General features: G+C 36.7%; 20 protein-coding genes. 2 read left to right on the top strand and 18 right to left on the bottom strand.

Features of this window, described 5'->3' with window-relative positions; all coding sequences use genetic code 11:
• The first annotated feature begins 21 nt into the window (after nt 1-21).
• Nucleotides 22-288: a DUF3055 domain-containing protein gene (locus C7B89_RS00405; protein WP_009371988.1), complete on the top strand. Its 267-nt coding sequence runs from the start codon at nt 22-24 to the stop codon at nt 286-288.
• Nucleotides 289-371: 83 nt separating this feature from the next.
• On the opposite strand, the gene C7B89_RS00400 is transcribed toward C7B89_RS00405, so the two are convergent.
• From C7B89_RS00400 to C7B89_RS00320, 17 genes are all read right to left on the bottom strand, one after another.
• The gene (locus C7B89_RS00400) at nt 372-566 is read right to left on the bottom strand and encodes a hypothetical protein (RefSeq protein ID WP_196333040.1); all 195 of its coding nucleotides are present in this window, start codon (nt 564-566) and stop codon (nt 372-374) included.
• Between the two features lie 51 nt (nt 567-617).
• Nucleotides 618-1145: a D-glycero-alpha-D-manno-heptose-1,7-bisphosphate 7-phosphatase gene (locus C7B89_RS00395; protein WP_115672966.1), complete on the bottom strand. Its 528-nt coding sequence runs from the start codon at nt 1143-1145 to the stop codon at nt 618-620.
• Between the two features lie 114 nt (nt 1146-1259).
• The gene (locus C7B89_RS00390) at nt 1260-1607 is read right to left on the bottom strand and encodes a YutD family protein (protein ID WP_004228271.1); all 348 of its coding nucleotides are present in this window, start codon (nt 1605-1607) and stop codon (nt 1260-1262) included.
• Between the two features lie 33 nt (nt 1608-1640).
• Nucleotides 1641-2558 carry a lipoyl synthase gene (lipA, locus tag C7B89_RS00385; RefSeq protein WP_004228269.1) on the bottom strand — a complete coding sequence of 306 codons (918 nt, stop codon included), beginning with the start codon at nt 2556-2558 and terminating at the stop codon, nt 1641-1643.
• Between the two features lie 107 nt (nt 2559-2665).
• Complete coding sequence (yunB, locus tag C7B89_RS00380) at nt 2666-3463, bottom strand: sporulation protein YunB (protein ID WP_048394406.1); 798 nt, start codon at nt 3461-3463, stop codon at nt 2666-2668.
• Between the two features lie 23 nt (nt 3464-3486).
• A complete protein-coding gene (locus C7B89_RS00375) occupies nt 3487-4596 on the bottom strand; it encodes an HD-GYP domain-containing protein (protein ID WP_048394405.1) in 1110 nt (369 codons plus the stop codon).
• A gap of 33 nt (nt 4597-4629) precedes the next feature.
• Entirely contained in the window at nt 4630-5997 is a 1368-nt protein-coding gene (locus C7B89_RS00370) for a bifunctional metallophosphatase/5'-nucleotidase (RefSeq protein ID WP_048394403.1), read from the bottom strand.
• A gap of 20 nt (nt 5998-6017) precedes the next feature.
• Complete coding sequence (locus C7B89_RS00365) at nt 6018-6842, bottom strand: sulfite exporter TauE/SafE family protein (RefSeq protein ID WP_054549446.1); 825 nt, start codon at nt 6840-6842, stop codon at nt 6018-6020.
• Nucleotides 6842-7699 carry a DUF72 domain-containing protein gene (locus C7B89_RS00360; RefSeq protein ID WP_115672965.1) on the bottom strand — a complete coding sequence of 286 codons (858 nt, stop codon included), beginning with the start codon at nt 7697-7699 and terminating at the stop codon, nt 6842-6844. Before C7B89_RS00360 ends, C7B89_RS00365 begins: the two co-directional genes overlap by 1 nt.
• A 156-nt stretch (nt 7700-7855) precedes the next feature.
• Entirely contained in the window at nt 7856-8854 is a 999-nt protein-coding gene (locus tag C7B89_RS00355) for an ABC transporter substrate-binding protein (RefSeq protein WP_103118721.1), read from the bottom strand.
• A gap of 254 nt (nt 8855-9108) precedes the next feature.
• On the bottom strand, nt 9109-10506 hold the full coding sequence (gene sufB / locus C7B89_RS00350; RefSeq protein ID WP_016993620.1) for a Fe-S cluster assembly protein SufB: 1398 nt from the start codon (nt 10504-10506) through the stop codon (nt 9109-9111).
• A 99-nt stretch (nt 10507-10605) separates the two neighbouring features.
• Entirely contained in the window at nt 10606-11031 is a 426-nt protein-coding gene (gene sufU / locus C7B89_RS00345; RefSeq protein WP_016993621.1) for a Fe-S cluster assembly sulfur transfer protein SufU, read from the bottom strand.
• The gene (locus C7B89_RS00340; protein WP_048394396.1) at nt 11021-12250 is read right to left on the bottom strand and encodes a cysteine desulfurase; all 1230 of its coding nucleotides are present in this window, start codon (nt 12248-12250) and stop codon (nt 11021-11023) included. The genes sufU and C7B89_RS00340 overlap by 11 nt, the downstream gene beginning before the upstream one ends.
• Nucleotides 12250-13557 (bottom strand): Fe-S cluster assembly protein SufD, encoded by a 1308-nt coding sequence (sufD, locus tag C7B89_RS00335; RefSeq protein ID WP_048394394.1) that lies wholly within the window; start codon nt 13555-13557, stop codon nt 12250-12252. Before sufD ends, C7B89_RS00340 begins: the two co-directional genes overlap by 1 nt.
• Before the next feature lie 18 nt (nt 13558-13575).
• Entirely contained in the window at nt 13576-14355 is a 780-nt protein-coding gene (sufC, locus tag C7B89_RS00330) for a Fe-S cluster assembly ATPase SufC (protein WP_016994918.1), read from the bottom strand.
• 479 nt (nt 14356-14834) lie between these two features.
• The gene (locus C7B89_RS00325) at nt 14835-15599 is read right to left on the bottom strand and encodes a response regulator (protein WP_115672964.1); all 765 of its coding nucleotides are present in this window, start codon (nt 15597-15599) and stop codon (nt 14835-14837) included.
• Nucleotides 15571-18516, bottom strand: a complete 2946-nt coding sequence (locus C7B89_RS00320) for a histidine kinase (RefSeq protein ID WP_115672963.1) — start codon at nt 18514-18516, stop codon at nt 15571-15573. The genes C7B89_RS00325 and C7B89_RS00320 overlap by 29 nt, the downstream gene beginning before the upstream one ends.
• A gap of 155 nt (nt 18517-18671) precedes the next feature.
• On the opposite strand from C7B89_RS00320, the gene gltC reads away from it, so the two are divergent.
• On the top strand, nt 18672-19574 hold the full coding sequence (gene gltC / locus C7B89_RS00315) for a glutamate biosynthesis transcriptional regulator GltC (RefSeq protein ID WP_048394390.1): 903 nt from the start codon (nt 18672-18674) through the stop codon (nt 19572-19574).
• A 28-nt stretch (nt 19575-19602) separates the two neighbouring features.
• Here gltC and C7B89_RS00310 read toward each other — a convergent pair whose 3' ends face one another.
• The gene (locus C7B89_RS00310; RefSeq protein ID WP_241489980.1) at nt 19603-20649 is read right to left on the bottom strand and encodes a glycosyl hydrolase family 18 protein; all 1047 of its coding nucleotides are present in this window, start codon (nt 20647-20649) and stop codon (nt 19603-19605) included.
• Nucleotides 20650-20652: the final 3 nt, after the last annotated feature.

Here is a 20652-nt window from a genome sequence, read left to right as displayed (position 1 = left end):
GGATTGGAAGGAGATTAAAAGATGGAACGTTTTTTTTTATATGATGATGTAGAAGATACGAAAACAAGATTTGTTAGTTTTGCTGGACAAAAGCTACGTTATGATTTAGCTATATTACAATCTGGCCGCTTCTTTGGAAAAGTGCTTGTCATGGATATCCAGTTCGGTCGCTTTGCTATTATTGGTCCTGATGATGTAGAAGAGCCTGGTTACTTAGAACATGTGTACAATCGCACAGAGGAAGAAACAATCGAATTACGGGAATACTTGCGTGAATTATTGAACTAACACCCATTTTATTGGGTGTTTTTTTATATAACATAAAAAAATTTCGCTAACCCTGAGCGATTGCGAAATCTTTTTACGTATTGTTATTTATTTAAAGTGGATGGATTATCTTTATTATGGGGCTTGTCTTTATTTTCATTATCATTTTGCTTTTTCGCTTGCTGATTTTGACCAATCACAGCTAAATCGTCTACACTAATATCAAAACCATACCCATATTCCTCTCGATCTAATGGCTTTTTATTGCGTTTTTCTTTTCCCAACATCATCACCTCCATTCATAAATTATCCCTTTTTTAATGATTTATACGCCCTTTTTCTCAATACATTTAAGCTGTGACATCCTTAATAATCCACTGGGCAGCGCTTATTAAATCTGGAAAGACAGCATCTGCTAATGGATCTTGTTCTCCTAGGAAAACACCCTTTGTTCCTGCCCGTTTTCCTGCAATAATATCCGTATCTGTATCACCAACCATATAGGATTTTGATAAATCAATGTTATATTTCTTTCCTAAATCCACAATTAATTTGCTATTGGGCTTGCGGCAGGCACAACCTGACTTAGGTTTGTGCGGACAATAAACGACTTCATGGATCACTGCCCCTTTTTTCTTTAACTCCTTCACCATATGTTCATGTATTTTCTGTAAGCCACTTTCCTTCATAAAGCCTAAACCGACCCCACCTTGATTTGTCACGACAAACACATAATCAAAATTCTTATTTAGCTTTCTGATTGCCTCAGGCACTTGCGGTAAAAAATACAAATCCTTAGGCTTATTCACAAACTTCACACGATTGGTCAGTACTTCATTGATAACACCATCACGATCTAAAAATACGGCTCTTTTCATTTGCAACACACCTTCGATAAGCTGTTTTGTGCTTTAGTTTTCCCCAATTACACAAAAGCTAACAATCATGAAAAAAAACCTGATGCCTATCACATCAGGTTTTTGTATAAGAGTTTATTCTGCTAAAGGTTCATGGTCTGTTGGCTTTGTTACTTCACTCATATCCACTACTTCTGGCTGTTTCATAACTTTCCCTAATTTACGTAATACGAAATAAGCACAGCCAAAATTACAGTATTCGTATAGATAATCTTGAAGCGTACTTATTTTTGTATCAAAAGTGGATTTTTGATTTTTATCATCAAAAAATCCCTTTAAACGTAACTGGTTATAGCCCCAATCACCTACAATATAATCGTATCTGGCTAAGATATCTGAGTATCTTTCCTGAAAAACTTCCTCCTGAAAGGCCTCGCGATAATCTTCTATTAGTTCATATTCTAATCCTTCAACTATGATCAAAGTGACACCACCCTTTTCGTTCAGCCTTGACGTTTACACTTCCGCTTGTAATTGACGTTCTTTCGTTGCAGCATTTACTTGTTCGTCTGCATGATAACTACTACGTACAAGTGGGCCAGCCTCACAATGCTTAAAGCCTTTCTCCATGGCAATCTTACGCAGTTTACCAAATTCTATTGGTGAATAGTATTTTTTAACTGGTAAATGCTTTTTCGTTGGCTGTAAATATTGACCGATCGTCATAATATCTACATTATTTGCACGTAAATCGTCCATGACTTCTAAAATTTCTTCATGTGTTTCGCCTAATCCAATCATTAGTGATGATTTCGTTGGAATTTCAGGCTGCATCTCTTTAGCTAAACGCAGGAACTCTAAAGAGCGTTCGTATTTTGCACGAGCGCGCACTCTAGGTGTTAAACGGCGTACTGTTTCAATATTATGATTTAAAATATCTGGTTTTGCATCCATTAACATTTGAAGGTTCTCCTTCATCCCGCCTAAATCTGATGGCAATACCTCAACAGATGTGAAAGGACTTTTACGACGAATTGCACGTACTGTTTCTGCTAAAACTTGCGCTCCGCCATCCTTTAAATCGTCACGTGCGACCATTGTAATAACAACGTGCTTTAAATTCATAATGGCTACTGAATCTGCAACGCGCTCTGGTTCTGCCAAATCTAGTTCATTTGGTAAACCTGTTTTCACTGCACAGAAACGACAAGCACGTGTACAAACGGAACCAAGAATCATCATGGTAGCAGTACGTCTCTCTCCCCAGCATTCATGGATGTTTGGACAACGAGCTTCTTCACATACTGTATGCAGATTTTTCTCACGCATCAGCTTTTTAAGCCCTTTATATTCATCATTCGTGTTTAGTTTTATTTTTAGCCAATCTGGTTTTCTTACATGTTCTTCTTTACTTGTAGGTTTACAAGATGTCATACGAATATCGCCCCTATCAAAAATATACATTTTTTAATATTAACTATCTTCACTGTTGTCAATGTAACATATTAAAGGCACTCCAACAACTATCACAACAAACATTTCTATTTATAAGGGACAGGTATTTCTATGGACGGTTGTGGCGCGTCACTACTATTGGTATAAATGTTTGGAACAGGTCCCCTTGTTAGGCCCATCGCTACAGGTATATCCTGTGCAACGGTAGAAGATTTACTAGCGAAAGGAACAATAATCTGAACATTTACCTCTAAATGAATACCTACCTCCACATAAGCACTATTGATTCCAAATTCTTGAATAGAGGATGTCACATTACTATGAACATTCCCAATCACATGGAAGCGAATCGGGATCTTTGGCCCCAAATTTCCAAGCAAGGGAATATTGGCTGCTTGACCAAGCGGTACAAAAAAGACAATGCCATCACCATCTTGGATCCTGTTAATATCATATTCAACATTATCTAATTCAGGTAAATGCGATAGCTCTCCCTGTTCAGCTTGCTCCAAATACATTTTAACAAGCTCTAATGTCTCTGCTCGAACACGATTAATGATTTCTGTATTAAACTTAGTCGTCATCATTTCAGACGTACCTGGAGGAATATCTTCAATGATATCATTTACATCTAATACATTAGAGGTACGTGAATTAATGGCTTTACTCACAACATATGAGGCAATCTTCGTAGTTTGCACTTCCGCATATTGCAAATAGGTTGGCATGAGCCGTTCATTTAAATAATAAATAAATAATATAAGGCAAACAACCATACTAACAATTAAAATCGTTAATTTATTAAGACGCATTCCCCTTCTACCATATGAGCGTAATTTCATTCTTTTTCGAGGGAAAAACAAAAAAATCTCCTCCTGTTCCATAACGTATGAACAGGAGGAGTAATTTATTCTACTTTTGCGGGAACCACATAATCCGTCTCAACATTTTCAATTGTTACATCAGGATAATCCACTAAATTAACTTCATATGTAGCTGCCAGCAATTGATCTTGTTCTTCAAAAATACGAATCCATGGTAATGCCGCATCCAACGTGTTTTGTCTAGATACAATCCCACGGCGTCCATCTGATAATTTTAAAATAACACCATTTGGATAATGAACGACAGCTCTTTTTAAAGCTTTTACAATTCGAGCATCATAAAGAGTGCCCGAGCCAGCTTCAACAATAGCTAGTCCTTGTGAAGGGAGCATCTTCTCCCGGTATACACGATTCGTTGTCACCGCATCAAAAACATCTGCAACACCAATTATCTTGGCAAATGGATGAATTTCAAAGTCAACAAGTCCTCTTGGATAGCCACTTCCATCAATACGTTCATGGTGTTGGAAAGCACAGTGCGCCACAAGCAGAGAGATTGAATGTAAATTCCGTAATAAATCAAAACCATAACGAGCATGCATCTTCATCATTTCAAACTCATCATTCGTTAAACGTCCTGGCTTTGTTAAAATATCTTTCGGTACCATTAGTTTACCGACATCGTGTAATAATGCACCTATCCCGATCAAACGTAAATCCTCAGCAGAGTAGCCAAGTTCTTTGGCAATGGCAATAGAATACAATGTCACTTGGAAAGAGTGTTGATATAAATATTCATCAAATAAATAAGCATCTGTTAAAATGGTTAGAATTTCATTATTTCCAGTAACTGCAGAAAGTAATTCATCTACGATCGAAACAATTGTCTTTGATTGCTGATCTAATATATAAGAAGCATTTACTGGATTCAAACCATCAATGGACTGGAACGAATCCTTTATAGTTTTGATGACTTTATTTCGCATAGCAGGTGGAACGGTCTCTTCTACTTCTATTCCCTCAGAAATCTCATCGTCAATATATAAATAATGTGTATTTAACTGTTGAAGTCTTTGAATAATACGGTCATTAATGACAACATCTTTCTTTAAAAGCGGATGACCTGCCTCATTCCAAATGGTTCTTCCTAATACCATTCCTTCTTTTAATACATCGATTGAAATTAATCGCATGACTTCTTCCCCATTCCATTCTTTAAACTCTCTCTATTGTTTAAAGAATCTTTGACCATAATCTATCATAATGTTTCGTAAAAATTCAGGTAAAATATATTGTTTTTTTGCATATTTAAAACTTGGATAAAAATAACCAAATGTAAACAGATCCAATGTGACCAGTTTATAAATGTGATTTTGATCTGCTAGCTTACCATTAATTAATAATTGCCGATTTTCATTCATGGAAAATCCATATGTCAATATTTTTCCAAAAATGACGCCTCTAAACCCTAGTCCTTTTAGTTCGATATAGGGCCATTCTTCATTTTTGGATTGCATATAAATTTCTTTCATTTCAGCGACGGATAATTCAATTGTACATAAATTAATTGGATGTGGAAAAATTCGGTGCAAATCTAAGGCAGTCACTATTCCCTTAGGAAGACCATCTAAAAATATCCCTGCATTGAATAATGCACAGTCCGCTCCGCTTTTTTCCAAAATTGCATGTGCAAATAAATCAGATAGCTGTGAATAATGGAACCATTCCTTGTTGTAGGCTTTCTTTGTTGTAAAAACTGGAGTATCCAATATTCTGTTTCCTTCATCCTCCAAAAACTGTACCACTTTCTGTTCATTTTTAACAATTGGCAAATCCTTATTATGAATTAAAGTATCCTTTTTTTCAACAATTTTCCTCAATTTTTTATCATATTCTATGATAAGATGTCCAGTATATTGGCCAAACTTACCTCCACCTGTCAGTAAAACCCCATTAATCACTTTGCCCTCTGGTAGGACATGATGAGTATGAGAGCCGAATATAACATCAATTTCTGGACACTCATCCGCTAAGAGCTCATCCTCTGTAATGCCTAAATGGGATAAGCATACAACAATGTCTACTTCTTCACGTAGTTGATGCGCTAAACGTAGCAGTGTACTTCTAGCGTCGTCCATATGCCAATTTAATTCTTCATAATATACTTCAAACATGGCCGTGGCTGCAATGACGCCAATCTTCGTACCCATTGCTGTTGTTAAGATTACATAAGGCTTCATCCATGCTGGCTTCTTCCCGTGGGAGGCATATACATTTGCAACCACAACATCAAAATTAGCATTGTCATATAAGTGGAAGAGCTCTTCATGGGATAATGTAATACCTTCATTGTTGCCGATTGTCACCACATCGTAACCCGCCTCATTTAGCAATCGCACATTACCTTTCCCAACTGTTGCTTCTGTATAAATGTTGGAACGATCTAAATGATCTCCAACATCAAACAAATAGCTTGTTTCCCCGATATTCCCTAATTTATTGCGCATTTCTTTCACATAGCTTTGCATTCGTGGCCAATACTTAAAATGACTATGCAAATCATTTGTGTGAAAAATATGGATCTTTTCAAGCATTAAAGCCACCTCACTTCAAATTAAGCTAATATGCCTTCTATAATAGATCGAATTCCTAGTAATAATAGAATAATCCTTAAAGCTAGTACAAGTGTATCGGATTTAATCCTCTTATTTAACGCAGCACCCAGCTTTGCTCCAACATAAGCACCAGGAATAACTGGAATAGTATAAAGCCAGGGTACATGACCGAAATAAACATGGCTTGCAGAATTAACAATGGACGTTAAAAATACCATAAACATCGATGTTGCCACCGCGACATGTGGGGGGAATAAGAATAAAATAATCATTGCTGGCACGATCATGGAGCCGCCACCTATTCCAAATAAACCAGAAGCAAAGCCAATACCAAATGTTAATGTAATAGCAAACCAAATGGGATAGCCATATACATAGGTTTTTCCCTCAGAGTCAGTAAACTCTTGCTGCATACCATTTTTTACAAACCATTTTACAGGCTTCAGTTTGTCTCTCACAAGCAAAATAATCGATAAAATAATAAGTAAAATACCGAAATATAAATTAAAGGATGGTAAATCTAATCCTTTATTGACCCATGCGCCAAGGATTGTTCCTGGAATACTTCCAATAAAGAATATAAAACCACTTTTATAATCCACCGTTTTAGATTTCATATAGCTTAGCGTGGAGGCAAGTCCCGTGAAAATCATCATCACCACTGATAAACCGACTACTTTTTGTGGTGTAATATCTGGGATCATTCCTAAATTTAAGCCGATGTATAATGTTGCTGGTACTAATACTACACCACCACCTAGCCCAACTAATGAGCCAATTAGACCAGCAAGCAAGGCAATGATGACTAATAAAATAAACTCCATTATAGTTCCCCTTCAAACATGTTTAATTGTTTAGGTGCCAACCCGACATCGTTAATATTCAACATACCTTGTAGCTCCTTTGCGTTTTTCGCTGCATGATTACCAGAATTATTATTAAATAAAACGAAGAGTTCATTGACCTCTGGTTCAAGCTTTTTCATGCTATCCCCAAGCTGCTGTAATTCTTCTTTATTATAATCATATAAGAAGCGAACTTTACGCCAATTTTCTGCATTTCCTGTGTTCCGCCATCCATGTATATTGCGACCATGGAGACGAATCAACGCTTTATTTGCAGTCACTACAGGGTAGAAAGGAACAGATCCTACACCAGCCTGTGGTTCATCACAAATCGTATGGATAAATTGATGTTCTCTTAAGAAATCTATCGTCTGCTTGACAACATTTTCTGCATACCATGTTTGATTTCGAAATTCAATCGCTACTTCAAAATCCTTTAGCTGCTGTCGGATATACAATAAATATTGCACATTTTTTCCTTGGCAATTAAACCATGGTGGAAATTGTGCTAATACCATGGCTAGCTTTCCATAACGTTTAAATTCATTGGCACATTCAATAAATGCATTGAACATATCATTTTTTGATTCAAAGGGAATCTCTCCACGTAAATGACCCGTCATTCCTTGGTAAGCTTTCACAACAAAACGGAAGTTTTCAGGTGTATCCTCACACCATTTCCGAACATGCTCTTTGGCTGGTATGGCATAAAAAGAAGTATCTACTTCAACCGTTAAAAAATGACCTGTGTAATCAAATAATTTATCCTTTGAAGTAGTCACTCCACTATAAAGTGAAGGGTGATCGCCCCAACCAGTTAATCCTACTACAATCATGTGACATCCTCCTCTATGTACATAATCATAGCACACAGTATGTCACTACAAATAAACATCATGTAAAAAATATACCTTCTTTTATCACTTAATTATGCCAAAGAAAAAGCATGAGTCCATATTCCATTGAACTCATGCTACTATAACAGGCGACGTTTATTTCACAAGATTTTGCTGAATAGCCTCTAAAAACTTAATTCGGCTATATGCAGGGCCACCTTCCATTAGTGGATCTAGTACATTAACAAATACTCGGTCATTTTTAAATGCAGTAATATTTTGGATGATTGGATTCTTTTTAAAGTCTTCTAAAGCATTCGGCGCGTCCGCATTTTCATCTGTTGAAAACTGCACAAATAAATAATCAGGATTCATATCTGCAAGCTGTTCTACAGAAATGGCCTCTTGAGATTTAGCTTTAGCAACTTCATTAGGTACTGCTAAACCAAGCTCGCCATAAAGAACTGCATTTAAAAATACTTCTTTTGGATAAACATACGCTTGTCCCCCACGAATACGAATAGCCGCTACTTTTTGATCTTGTAGTTTTTCAGTTAACGTGGACTTAGCAGCTTCAATATCAGCTTTATATGTAGATAAGATCTTCTCAGCATCTGCTTGCTTACCAGTTAGTTCTGCTAGTAAATTCAAATTAGATTCCCAGTTCGTCGAAATATGTGAAACTAAAATTGTAGGTGCAATTTTCTCTAATTTACTTTGTACCTCTTCTGGGAACTTTGTGGACCCTAAAATGACATCTGGATTTAATTCTAATATTTTTTCAAAGTTTGGTTTAATCTTCTCACCAATAGATTCTGCTTTGTCTGTTACAGAAGCATAGAGCTCAGGGAACTTGCCACCAATAGCAATAGCTCCAACTGGGTGAACATCCAGCACCACCATATCCTCCATTGCTTCCATAGCTCCTGTTACAACAATTCTTTCCACTTTTTCTGGCACTTCATAGCTTTCACCAAGATATTCAATCGTTCTCGTGCCATTTTCATTTGTTGATTCTTCTTTTGTTTGTGTCACTTCTTCTTCTTTTGGTGTATCAGTGGAAGATTCCTCTTCTACTGCCTTCTTCTCTCCACATGCGGCGAGAATGAGCATAAATAATGCTATGAAACTAATAAATAAAAATTTCTTTTTCATTTACCTATTCTCCTTTGAATGATGATTGTTATGATGATTAACTATCTCATCTTGCTTATTGAAGTACTGAACATCTTCTAGATTTACCATCCCCCTTTTCAATTGATATTGATTATCATTATCATTTTATTATGTAATCTTAAATAAATCCAGTACTATTTCGATATATTATAATTATCCACTTTCTTTCACGACGTAAAAACACAAAAAACCCCTAGTCACAATTTATGTTGTGACTAGGGGTGGCTAATAAATTAACCGATAGAACCTTCCATCTCGAATTTAATCAGACGGTTCATTTCTACTGCGTATTCCATTGGTAGTTCTTTTGTGAATGGCTCGATGAAGCCCATTACGATCATTTCTGTTGCTTCTTCTTCGGAAATTCCGCGAGACATTAAATAGAATAATTGTTCTTCAGATACTTTTGAAACTTTTGCTTCGTGCTCTAAAGATACATTATCATTAAAAATCTCGTTATAAGGAATTGTATCGGAAGTCGATTGATTATCCATAATCAGCGTATCACATTCGATGTTAGCACGAGCACCACTTGCTTTAGGACCGAAACGAACTTGTCCCATATACGTTACCTTACCACCTTGTTTAGCAATCGATTTAGAAACGATTGTTGAAGATGTGTTTGGTGCCATATGGATCATTTTTGCGCCAGCATGTTGATGTTGTCCTTTACCTGCTAATGCAATCGATAATGTCATACCACGAGCACCTTCACCTTTAAGGATACATGCAGGGTATTTCATTGTTAATTTAGAACCGATGTTACCATCAATCCATTCCATTGTACCGTTTTCTTCTACAACTGTACGTTTCGTTACAAGATTGTAAACATTGTTCGCCCAGTTTTGGATTGTTGTATAACGGCAATAGGCATCTTTACGTACAACAATTTCTACAACTGCTGAGTGTAAAGAGTTTGTTGTGTAAACAGGAGCTGTACAACCTTCAACATAGTGTACGTGAGCGCCTTCATCTACAATAATAAGTGTACGTTCGAATTGACCCATATTTTCTGAGTTAATACGGAAGTAAGCTTGTAACGGTGTTTCTACTTTAACACCTGGTGGCACATAAATAAATGATCCACCTGACCATACCGCTGAGTTTAAAGCAGCAAATTTATTGTCTGTGTAAGGAATCACTTTGCCCCAATATTGTTTGAAAATATCTTCGTTTTCACGTAGAGCAGAGTCAGTATCTTTGAACACAATACCAAGATCTTCAAGGTCTTTTTTCATGTTGTGATAAACTACCTCAGACTCATATTGTGCAGATACACCTGCAAGATATTTTTGCTCTGCTTCTGGGATACCTAATTTATCAAAAGTTGCTTTGATTTCATCAGGTACTTCATCCCATGATTTTTGAGTAGCTTCTGATGGTTTTACATAGTACGTAATTTCATCAAAATCTAAATCTCCAAGATCGCCACCCCATTGTGGCATCGGTTTTGTATAAAAAGTTTCAAGAGCTTTTAAACGGTATTCTAGCATCCATTCTGGCTCTTGTTTCATATTTGAAATTTCACGGACGATTTCTTCAGTTAAACCGCGTTTTGAACGGAAAATTGATACGTCCTTGTCATGGAAACCGTATTTGTAATCGCCGATATCAGGCATTTTTTTAGCCATCGTTTCTCCTCCGTTCATTGAGATGTATTTTTCTAGGTAATCATCCCTTGCTTTGAGTGAAGGCATAGTAGCTTTCACTCAAGAACAAGGAAGTAAGATTTATTTCACACCTTTTTCCATTGCTTTCCAAGCCAATGTTGCACACTTAATTCGTGCAGGGAATTGTGAAACACCTTGCAGTGCCTCAACATCCTCAAGGTCATATTTATCGCTGTACTCCTCACCCATCATCATTTTAGAAAAAATATCAGAAAGCTCAATAGCTTCCTCTACTTTTTTTCCTTTGATGAGCTGTGTCATCATTGATGCAGAGGACATAGAAATAGAACAGCCTTCACCATCAAATTTTGCATCCTCTACAACACCGTCTGTCACTTTCAATGTTAAGTGAATACGGTCGCCACAAGTCGGATTATTCATATCGATCGTTACAGCATTCTCATCTAAAGATCCTTTATTACGAGGATTCTTATAGTGATCCATAATGACTGAACGATATAGTTGATCTAAATTATTAAAAGACATCGCCAAAATACTCCTTCGCAGAACGTAACCCTGCAACTAAACGGTCAATATCCTCCTCTGTATTGTACAGATAGAAGCTTGCTCGTGCTGTCGCTACTTGCTGAAGACATTTCATTAGTGGCTGTGCACAATGATGTCCTGCACGAACAGCAATACCATTCATGTCAAGCACCGTTGCCACATCATGTGGATGTACATCATCTAGATTAAATGTTACTAATCCACAACGCTTCATAGGGTCACGTGGGCCAAAAATTTTCAAACCGTCAATTGTTTCAAGTTGATCCATTGCGTAGCCTGCAAGCTTATGCTCATGCTCTAGAATGTTATCTAACCCGATATCAGTTAAGAAATCAATAGCGGCTCCTAAACCTATTGCACCTGCAATAATAGGCGTTCCACCTTCAAATTTCCACGGTAATTCCTTCCACGTTGACTCATAAAGCCCAACAAAATCAATCATTTCGCCACCAAACTCAATTGGCTCCATCTTTTCAAGGTGTTCCTTTTTACCATATAGTACACCTATTCCAGTTGGTCCGCACATTTTATGCCCTGAGAAACCTAAGAAATCTACATCCAAATCTTGCACATCAATTTTCATATGTGGCGCAGCTTGTGCACCATCGGCTACCATGACAGCACCATTAGCATGTGCAATTTGAGCAATTTCTTTAATTGGATTTATTGTTCCAAGTACGTTTGATGCCATAGACACCGAAACAATTTTTGTTTTAGGTGTGACTGTCGCACGTACTTTCTCTAGGCTAAGAGTGCCGTCTGCTTCAAGCTCAATGTATTTTAAAGTTGCATTTTTTTCTTTGGCTAATTGTTGCCAAGGAATAATATTGGAATGATGCTCCATATGAGTAATGACAATTTCATCACCCTCAACAACATTTGCACGACCATAACTTGTCGCAACTGTATTTAAAGCGGTTGTTGTACCACGCGTAAAAATAATTTCCTGTGTTGATTGCGCATTAATAAACTTACGAACCTTTTCACGAGCACCTTCATATTTATCTGTTGCACGGTTTCCTAGTGTATGCACGCCACGGTGAACATTGGAATTATCAAATTCATAATAAGCTTTAATCGCTTCAATCACTTGAACAGGCTTCTGAGACGTCGCTGCACTATCAAGATATACAAGTCTATGACCATTTACATCCTGATTTAAAATTGGGAAATAGCTTTTAATGTCTTTATTCATCATTAGCGAACTTTCCTTTCAATAACCTCCGTCAGTTGCTTTTGAACGCCTTCAATTGGTAATTGCGTAACAACTGGCGCAAGGAATCCATGGATAACAAGGCGCTCTGCTTCTGCTTTCGAGATACCACGGCTCATTAAATAATAAAGCTGTAATGGATCTACTCGACCAACAGATGCTGCGTGTCCTGCTGTTACATCATCTTCGTCAATTAATAAAATTGGGTTTGCATCCCCACGAGCTTTTTCTGACAGCATTAATACACGTGATTCTTGTTGTGCATCGGCTTTTGTCGCACCATGCTCGATATAGCCAATACCGTTAAAGATTGACTGAGCTGCATCTTTCATTACACCATGCTTTAAGATATGCCCGTTTGAGTTTTTACCCCAGTGACGAACCTCAGTAGTGAAGTTAAGTTTTTGTTCTCCACGACCAACTACGACTGTTTTTGTATCTGCATGAGAACCGTCACCAATCAAATGCGTAATGTTTTCAGAGATTGTATCAGAATCATTCATTAGACCAAGAGCCCAGTCAACTTTTGCGTCACGCGCTAAACGTGCACGACGATTAACATATGTCGTAAATCCTTTTGCAAGGACATCTACTGCACCATATGTCACCTGTGCATTATCTTGAACAACGACTTCCGCAATAATATTCGCTTGCCCTTTTGCCTCTTCAACTGTTGAAACATAAGTTTCCACATATGTTACTGCTGAATTCGCTTCTGCTACTACTAAAACATGGTTATATAATGAAGCTTCCGCATTGTCATTAAGGAAAACAACTTGAAGTGGTTGCTCAATGATCACGTTTTTTGGTACGTATACAAACACTCCACCATTAACAAGTGCTGTATGAAGTGCTGTTAACTTATGCTCATCTACTTTAACAGCTTCTGTCATAAAGTATTTTTGTACAAGTTCGCCATGTTCACGAACTGCTGTGAAAATATCAGTAAAAATAACACCTTTATCAGCAAGTTCTTGTGATGCCTTAATATATGCTGGTGTATTATTACGTTGAATATATAGGTTTTCTTGTGCTTCAAGGTCAATTAAACCTTTTGCTTCTTCAGGTAGAGCATCCAATGAAGGGAATGCCTCACTATGAACTGCCAACACTGGGAAGTTCATGAAATCCCATTTTGTAATATTCGTTCTATCTGGTTTTGGCAAATCTAAACCAGCTACTTTGTCTAGTGCTGCCGCGCGAAGTTCTGTAAACCAAGTAGGTTCACCATTTGCTTCTGAGAACGAGCGCACGTCCTGTACTGTTACAGGCAAGTTAAGTTCCACTGTCATGCTAGTTCGTCCTCCTTCTTATGCTTCTTGTTCTTCTGTTTCTTCTTCGATTCCTAATTCTTTTTTAATCCAGTCATAACCTTCTGCTTCTAAGCGTTGTGCAAGCTCTGCACCACCTGATTTTACAACACGTCCTTGCATCATTACGTGTACATGGTCTGGTGTAATGTAGTTTAATAGGCGTTGATAGTGTGTAATCATTAAGCAGCCAAAGCCTTCACCGCGCATTGCGTTGATGCCTTTTGAGACAACTTTCAATGCATCGATATCAAGACCAGAGTCAATTTCATCTAAGATTGCAAATGTTGGTTTGATCATCATTAATTGAAGAATCTCATTACGTTTTTTCTCCCCGCCAGAGAAACCTTCATTTAAATAACGTTGAGCCATATCTTCGTTCATTTCAAGGAATTCCATGTTTTTATCTAATTCGCGGATAAATTTCATTAATGAAATTTCATCGCCTTCTTCACGACGCGCGTTAATTGCTGAACGTAAGAAATCAGCATTTGTAACACCAGCAATTTCAGATGGATATTGCATTGCTAGGAATAAACCAGCTTGAGCACGCTCGTCTACTTCCATTTCAAGCACATCTTCGCCATCTAACTCAACAGTACCTGAAGTTACTTCATATTTTGGATGACCCATAATAGCAGAAGCTAGTGTTGATTTACCAGTTCCGTTTGGTCCCATAATTGCGTGAATTTCGTTTGTATTAATTGTAAGATTTACGCCTTTTAAAATCTCTTTTCCGTCGATAGCAACGTGAAGATCTTTAATAACTAAAGTTGACATGAAAATACCTCCATAGTGTTCAGTGAATGGGTCAACCATTCCTTAATTATCATCATTCTAATCTTAACTGAAAATCGTTCTCTATGCAAACCATTTCAATTACTTTCCCATTCCTTAAATAGAATCTTTAAAAATAAAGACTTTGTAAGCATTTTCAGATTATTGCTACTTCACCTAAACAATGAGAATAGACTTTCTTCATTTTCAATAAAATCTCCCTAATTGAGAATTGATTTCATCTAGCTACATAGTGAAAACCTCGAGAAAAGTGCTAATTGTAGCGGTTTTGTGACAAATTAGCATAAACAACATATCTATACTATAACCTATTTCATTAAAATGGAATCAATTTAAGTTCATATTGGAAGAAAGAAATTTTGCTATAAAAATTAATGGATTGTCTCCTCAAAAGAAAGTAATTTTAGGCAAATGAAAAGACAGAAACGTAGATTGTATCCAACATTTCTGCCATTTCTCCATTAATTTAGATGATATGCCCATAAATATCCTTTTGATTCCAGTAAAAAAGCATCTGACTCTAAGGTAGAAGTGATAACAATTGCATCATTTGTCTTCAGCTCATAGCCTTCATTCACGCGTTCTATTTGAATAGGTAAACCTAGCTCTATAAAAAGCTGACGTAGACGGTAAATCGTATTATAAAGATTAGCTAACGCTTTTTTCTCATCTATATTAGGCCAAATATCATCTAAAATACGATACTTCGATACTACGATTCCTTCATGGACTAATAAATAATAAAAAAGCTCCTCCGTAACCTTTGTTCGCCATTTAATAGCTTTGTCATGTATCCTTGTTCCAACCTCACCTTTTAAACTAACTTCCAACTTTGTAGTGTTTCGCTGTGTTTGACGCCCATAATATTTTGTAAGTCTTTCATTTACTTGTAGTACAATACTTGGTGTCATGGGCTTTAATACATAGTCTAGTGCTTGGACTCGAAATGCATCTACAGCATATTTTGCATAGGCTGTTGAAAAAATAATAGGGACATCAATGCCTTCTTCTACTAAAATAGCTGCAAGCTCTAATCCATTCATCTTTGGCATTTCAATATCTAAAATTAGCGCATCATATTCACCCTTAATGGACAAAATTTGAGTTATTGCTTCTAAAGGTGATGTAAAGGTGGCAATAACTTGAAAAAGCCCCTCTTTTTCAAGTAATAGTTTGTGCAAATCTAAAATTGGCTGTTCATCCTCTACCATAATAATTTTCCACATGTTGAAGCTCCTTTAAAGGTTGTATGAATACCATTGTTGTACCTTCATCTTTCTTAGAAGTAATAGAAAGAGTAGCACTCGGCATTTCTTTTACTCGACGTAGAACATTGGTAAATCCGATGCCATTTGAAAATATATTTTCTCCATTGTTTAAAGCTTTTACCTGTTCCTCAGTCATACCAACGCCATCATCCCTCACCTGAATGCTTAAATTATTTTGCTGCCTTTTAATTTCAATAAAGACTGTCCCATTTCCATCCTTTTCAAAAATCCCATGACGAATTGCATTTTCAACTAAAGGCTGTATCAGTAAACTTGGGATTTCTATCTTTTCAGCATCTAATGTATCTTCTATTGTCAAAATAACCGTTAACTTATCACCAAAGCGTGCTTGTTCAATCTCTACATAGGCACGTATAATTTCAAGCTCTTTCTCTAACGTTGCGCGTTGCCCATCCTTACCTGATTCTAATATATAACGTAAATAGGTAGAAAGCATCGTTAATAAATGCCCTGCTCGCTCTCCGTCTGTATAACAAAACGAAATAATACTGCTGAGTGCATTGTATAAAAAATGAGGATTGATTTGTGCCTGTAGAAAAGCCATTTCATGCTGTATCGCTTTGCCCATAGCCTCTTTCGTTAATGCTATAGCCGATAAACGTGTAAGTAACATTTCTTTTGTAGCTGGCTTACGGATATAATCATTGGCCCCTGATTCTAGGATAAGTGAAATATTCGTTGGATATTCATTGGCTACTAACATAATAATCGGTAAATCTATATAGCTATAATACTTACGTATATATTTGGTTAGGGCAATGCCTCCCATTCCAGGCATCACTTCATCTATCAATAAAAAATCAGGTCTTTTCTGCTGAATAACGTTGAGTGCCTCCTCAGGACAATGCACTACCTCTATAGCGTAGTGGCTTTGTAGTAACGATTGTAAAACCTCTGCATGAATGACATCATCCTCAACTATGAGTAATCTTGGCAAATTTTCATTGAACAGTGGCTGATCATTCATAATGATAATCATCTCATTGTCTTTTAGCACTTGCTCATAGCCCCCGAATGGCAAGGTGATGATAAATCGAATGCCATTTTGTAATAAATCTACCGAATATGTACCACCCATCTGCTCAATGATGGCTTTCCCTATCGACTGTCCAGTCTCATCTGCTGCTTTTTGCTGTATAGGCTCAGGGCCAGCTCCTTCTACCAAGATTCTTACGTCTGTATCAAGATGTAAAACAGTTAGAATCATATCCCCATTCCCAGCATGAGCAATAGCTGTTTCAAGTACCCTGTATAAGATTTGACCTAGACGTTGCTCATCAGCTTGAACTAATAATTTTGGATTGGTGTGCTTGTATAAACGAATATGCGTTTTTTTTATTTTCTTTCCGTGCATAATTAATACATGCTGAATAATCATTTGAATATTAACTGGGTGTACATCTATTTTAAAATCCTGAAACCTTATTCTAGTGAAATCTTTTAAGTCATTTACTAGATATAATAAACGTTCTAATTGTTGTTCTAGTAGTTGTTGCTTATCCGTCATAGATTGAGTTGATAAGGATTTTGTAATATTTAATGCATGATAAAGAGGTTGTTCTAATTCATTTGTTGTCACTTCTAAAAAGGAATCCTTACCGATTGTCGCCTTTTCCAGACGTTGGCTATATAATTCAGCGTCTCTTGTTCGATTAATTAGTCGCATTGCCAAATAAATATTCATACATACTACAAAGAATAGCAGACCAATACGATTAAAAACATTTCGCCCAGAGAAAAAAAGCTGATCAAATGTTCCACTTATGCTAAAAATTAATAGAGATATAATTGTTGCACTTAATATTATCAGTTCATTTTTCGGAACATGAGCACTTTTCTTCATGATCAAATACAATAATCGTCCTATTATAAAAAATGCTAGGAAATTTATATAGGTAAAAAATATATATTGTAGCTCTGATAAGGATCTTGCTGGTAAAAGCAGTGTTCCAACGCCATATAATAGTAGTGGTGACACAAATAATAAAGCTGTCCTACGCTTCATCATAGCTGTTACCGTATAGGCAAAGAACAGGAATAGCATCACTGCATTTATATACGTTATAAAATCTTGCAAACGAAAATAAAATTCAAATTCTATAGTAGGAAACTCTCTATAAAGAGTTCGTTCGCCTCTTGTACATACCAAAATTGCCAACGTAAAAAAATACATTGCACTATAAAAAAACGCTTTGTCTCTTATTCTTAATAAATACAAACTAAAATGAAAGATTGAAAATATTAATAACATGATAATCGTTGTTTTTTCTAAGTACACATCTTGAATGACATCTTTTGCAAGAGCATCCGCATCTCCTATATCTATAGGAAATATAATGCCATGCCTTGCATTATGAAAATCTGCAACTTGTATTGTTAGGATCACCGAATCTGAAGAAGGTGAAAAATACACTTCATAAACAGGATTACTTGGTTTCGATGCTTCACGAGCAGTAGCTAGTTTACCATAGGAGGCAGCGATCTCATTATTTATAAACAGTCGATGAGATGACCAAATATTTCGTACCCGAATACCTATTTTTTTGAAATGAGGTGGTAGCTTAATTTTAAGTTGATAAGTACCATACTCTGCATCGGCCTGCCATGGTCCAGGAACCTTTTCAATTGGAGCATGATCAGGAAAATTAGCAGGTTCAAGAAATTTATTGCCTATAAAACGCCATTCTCCAGACAATGCTACAATCTCTTCCTCTTTTGTTATTTCTGATAAATCTAATTGACCATCTACCGCCTGTAACTTAGTATTGCTTGTATCTTGATCGTTAAAAATTAAATAAGTTAGCATCGTGATGGCTACTAAAATAAATAACCAACTTAAACTTTTTTTTATCATGAATCCCACCTCCTCCTCATCTTACAATAGCGAACTCTCAAATATCTAACAGCTTATAATTTTTATTTTGACATAAACAGTCATTTTTCATCTTAAATAATATATAATTAAGGTATAATCAATCTTATTTTTAGATTAATAGAGGTGAAATGTTAGTGGAGTTACGTCAATTACGCTATTTTGTAGAGGTTGCTGAACGTGAGCATATATCAGAGGCTGCTGAGCATCTTCATGTAGCCCAATCTGCCATTAGTCGGCAAATCGCAAATCTTGAGGATGAGTTAGGCACTCCGTTATTTGAACGAGTGGGACGAAATGTCAAATTAACACCAATAGGGAAGACATTTCTTGAGCATACCATTACGGCATTAAAGGCCATCGATTTTGCAGCAAAGCAAGTAGAAGAATATCTTGATCCTGCAAAGGGCTCAATTAAAATCGGCTTTCCAACAAGTTTAGCTAGCTATGTTCTGCCAACCGTTATTTCAGCCTTTAAACGCGAATATCCTGATTTACAATTCCAGCTCCGTCAAGGGTCTTATCGATTTTTGATTGATGCAGTCAAAAATCGGGAGTTGAACCTCGCCTTTTTGGGACCCCTGCCCCCTAAGGACGAATCCATTCAATCAACCATTCTGTTTACTGAAAATATTGCCGCACTCCTACCAGCCAATCATCCATTAGCTAAAAGAGAAAGCATACAGCTTGCAGAGTTGAAAAATGATTTATTCGTATTATTTCCAGATGGTTACATTTTGCATAAGGTAGCGATGGATGCTTGTCGAGCTGCAGGCTTTTTACCAAATGTCATTTCAGAGGGAGAAGATTTGGATGCACTAAAGGGCTTAGTCGCCGCTGGCATAGGTGTTAGTCTATTACCAGAAAGTTCTCTTTATGATTCAGCAGCTCGCTTTACCATTAAGGTTCCTATTGAATCTCCTACAATCCCTAGAACTGTTGGTATTATTTCACCCGTAAATCGAGAAATTGCACCATCAGAAATCATTTTCTTAGACTTTGTGAAAAACTTTTTTTCTCGCCTTTCACAATTCCAATAAAAAAATCGCCTTTTGGGCGATTTTTTTATTATTCTGTTGATTGCTCAGCAATCCATTCTATTGTTTTCTCTCCTAAGCCTCCTGCACGCCATAATACAACGTCATGATAGCTTTTCTTTTGAACGTAAGTAACCCATTTTTCTAGCGTTTCTTGATCAGCATACCAAACTTCATGGCTGACATTATTGTCATCTACATATGAAAAATAAACGGCTCCACTTGCTTGATCACGCTGCTTAGCTGCTTTTCTATCGGCTAGTAATTGTTCGGCCTCAAGCTCTGTTAAAGCGACTGTTTTGCCCTGAGCTACCCAATCAAAACCTCCAGTGGCAAAGGCGATAGCTAAATCTTGATTAGACTTCTTCATTTTTTTTACTAAATCATCTAGAAAAGAAAAAGTAGCTTTAGCACCTGGCCCACTGTGGTAACCATGAACATTATAGGCCATTACTGTATAGTGAGGTCCATCTGGTAATTTCACATCAAATGGAAAGCGTGGTTCGAGTACAACATGCAATGTAACATCCTTTTTGGAAAGCTCTTGGTAAAGCTCTTCTAAAAATAGGATATAGTTTTGAAGGTCATCTTTAGCCACCTTTTCATAATCAATCTCAATGCCATTTACTTGATATTGTTCCACAACCCGCAAAATATTTCCAATATGCTTTTGCCTTGCTGAGGAATCCTGCAATAATCTATGCAAAAGCGTGCTATCCTTTTGAACAGATGGAGCATTCTCTGTTACATAATCATTGATGAGTGTTAGGATCACATGATGGGAATCATTAAATTGCTGCTTGGTCTTTTGCAACATATCTACGGCATTTTCTGTTAACAATAGTTCATCATTGCTATTAAAATATGCGCCAAAAACACGTATATCTTGTAATCCAAGCTGAGAATTTTCTACATCTTTCATGGCGGATTTATTTTGCCATTCTGGTAACCAAATAGATAATCGGAGCTTCTCCTTATCGTTAAATTCTTCCTTTGCTTTAGCTGGCTGTTCTTTACTATTACTACAAGCTGTAATAAATAGTAGCGCAATACAAATAAATAACATAATGTTCTTCACTTG

Origin of the sequence: Lysinibacillus capsici (genome assembly GCF_003367505.1) — a bacterium.
GTDB lineage: Bacteria > Bacillota > Bacilli > Bacillales_A > Planococcaceae > Lysinibacillus > Lysinibacillus capsici.
The sequence above is the reverse complement of the archived record's forward strand: the minus strand, read 5'-3'. Positions and strand labels throughout refer to the sequence as shown.

Coding starts and splice junctions, on each gene's coding strand:
- C7B89_RS00405 (WP_009371988.1), top strand. CDS start 22: ATGGAACGTTTTTTTTTATATGATGATGTAGAAGATACGAAAACAAGA.
- C7B89_RS00400 (WP_196333040.1), bottom strand. CDS start 566: ATGGAGGTGATGATGTTGGGAAAAGAAAAACGCAATAAAAAGCCATTA.
- C7B89_RS00395 (WP_115672966.1), bottom strand. CDS start 1,145: ATGAAAAGAGCCGTATTTTTAGATCGTGATGGTGTTATCAATGAAGTA.
- lipA (WP_004228269.1), bottom strand. CDS start 2,558: ATGACATCTTGTAAACCTACAAGTAAAGAAGAACATGTAAGAAAACCA.
- yunB (WP_048394406.1), bottom strand. CDS start 3,463: ATGGAACAGGAGGAGATTTTTTTGTTTTTCCCTCGAAAAAGAATGAAA.
- C7B89_RS00375 (WP_048394405.1), bottom strand. CDS start 4,596: ATGCGATTAATTTCAATCGATGTATTAAAAGAAGGAATGGTATTAGGA.
- C7B89_RS00370 (WP_048394403.1), bottom strand. CDS start 5,997: ATGCTTGAAAAGATCCATATTTTTCACACAAATGATTTGCATAGTCAT.
- C7B89_RS00365 (WP_054549446.1), bottom strand. CDS start 6,842: ATGGAGTTTATTTTATTAGTCATCATTGCCTTGCTTGCTGGTCTAATT.
- C7B89_RS00360 (WP_115672965.1), bottom strand. CDS start 7,699: ATGATTGTAGTAGGATTAACTGGTTGGGGCGATCACCCTTCACTTTAT.
- C7B89_RS00355 (WP_103118721.1), bottom strand. CDS start 8,854: ATGAAAAAGAAATTTTTATTTATTAGTTTCATAGCATTATTTATGCTC.
- sufB (WP_016993620.1), bottom strand. CDS start 10,506: ATGGCTAAAAAAATGCCTGATATCGGCGATTACAAATACGGTTTCCAT.
- sufU (WP_016993621.1), bottom strand. CDS start 11,031: ATGTCTTTTAATAATTTAGATCAACTATATCGTTCAGTCATTATGGAT.
- C7B89_RS00340 (WP_048394396.1), bottom strand. CDS start 12,250: ATGATGAATAAAGACATTAAAAGCTATTTCCCAATTTTAAATCAGGAT.
- sufD (WP_048394394.1), bottom strand. CDS start 13,557: ATGACAGTGGAACTTAACTTGCCTGTAACAGTACAGGACGTGCGCTCG.
- sufC (WP_016994918.1), bottom strand. CDS start 14,355: ATGTCAACTTTAGTTATTAAAGATCTTCACGTTGCTATCGACGGAAAA.
- C7B89_RS00325 (WP_115672964.1), bottom strand. CDS start 15,599: ATGTGGAAAATTATTATGGTAGAGGATGAACAGCCAATTTTAGATTTG.
- C7B89_RS00320 (WP_115672963.1), bottom strand. CDS start 18,516: ATGATAAAAAAAAGTTTAAGTTGGTTATTTATTTTAGTAGCCATCACG.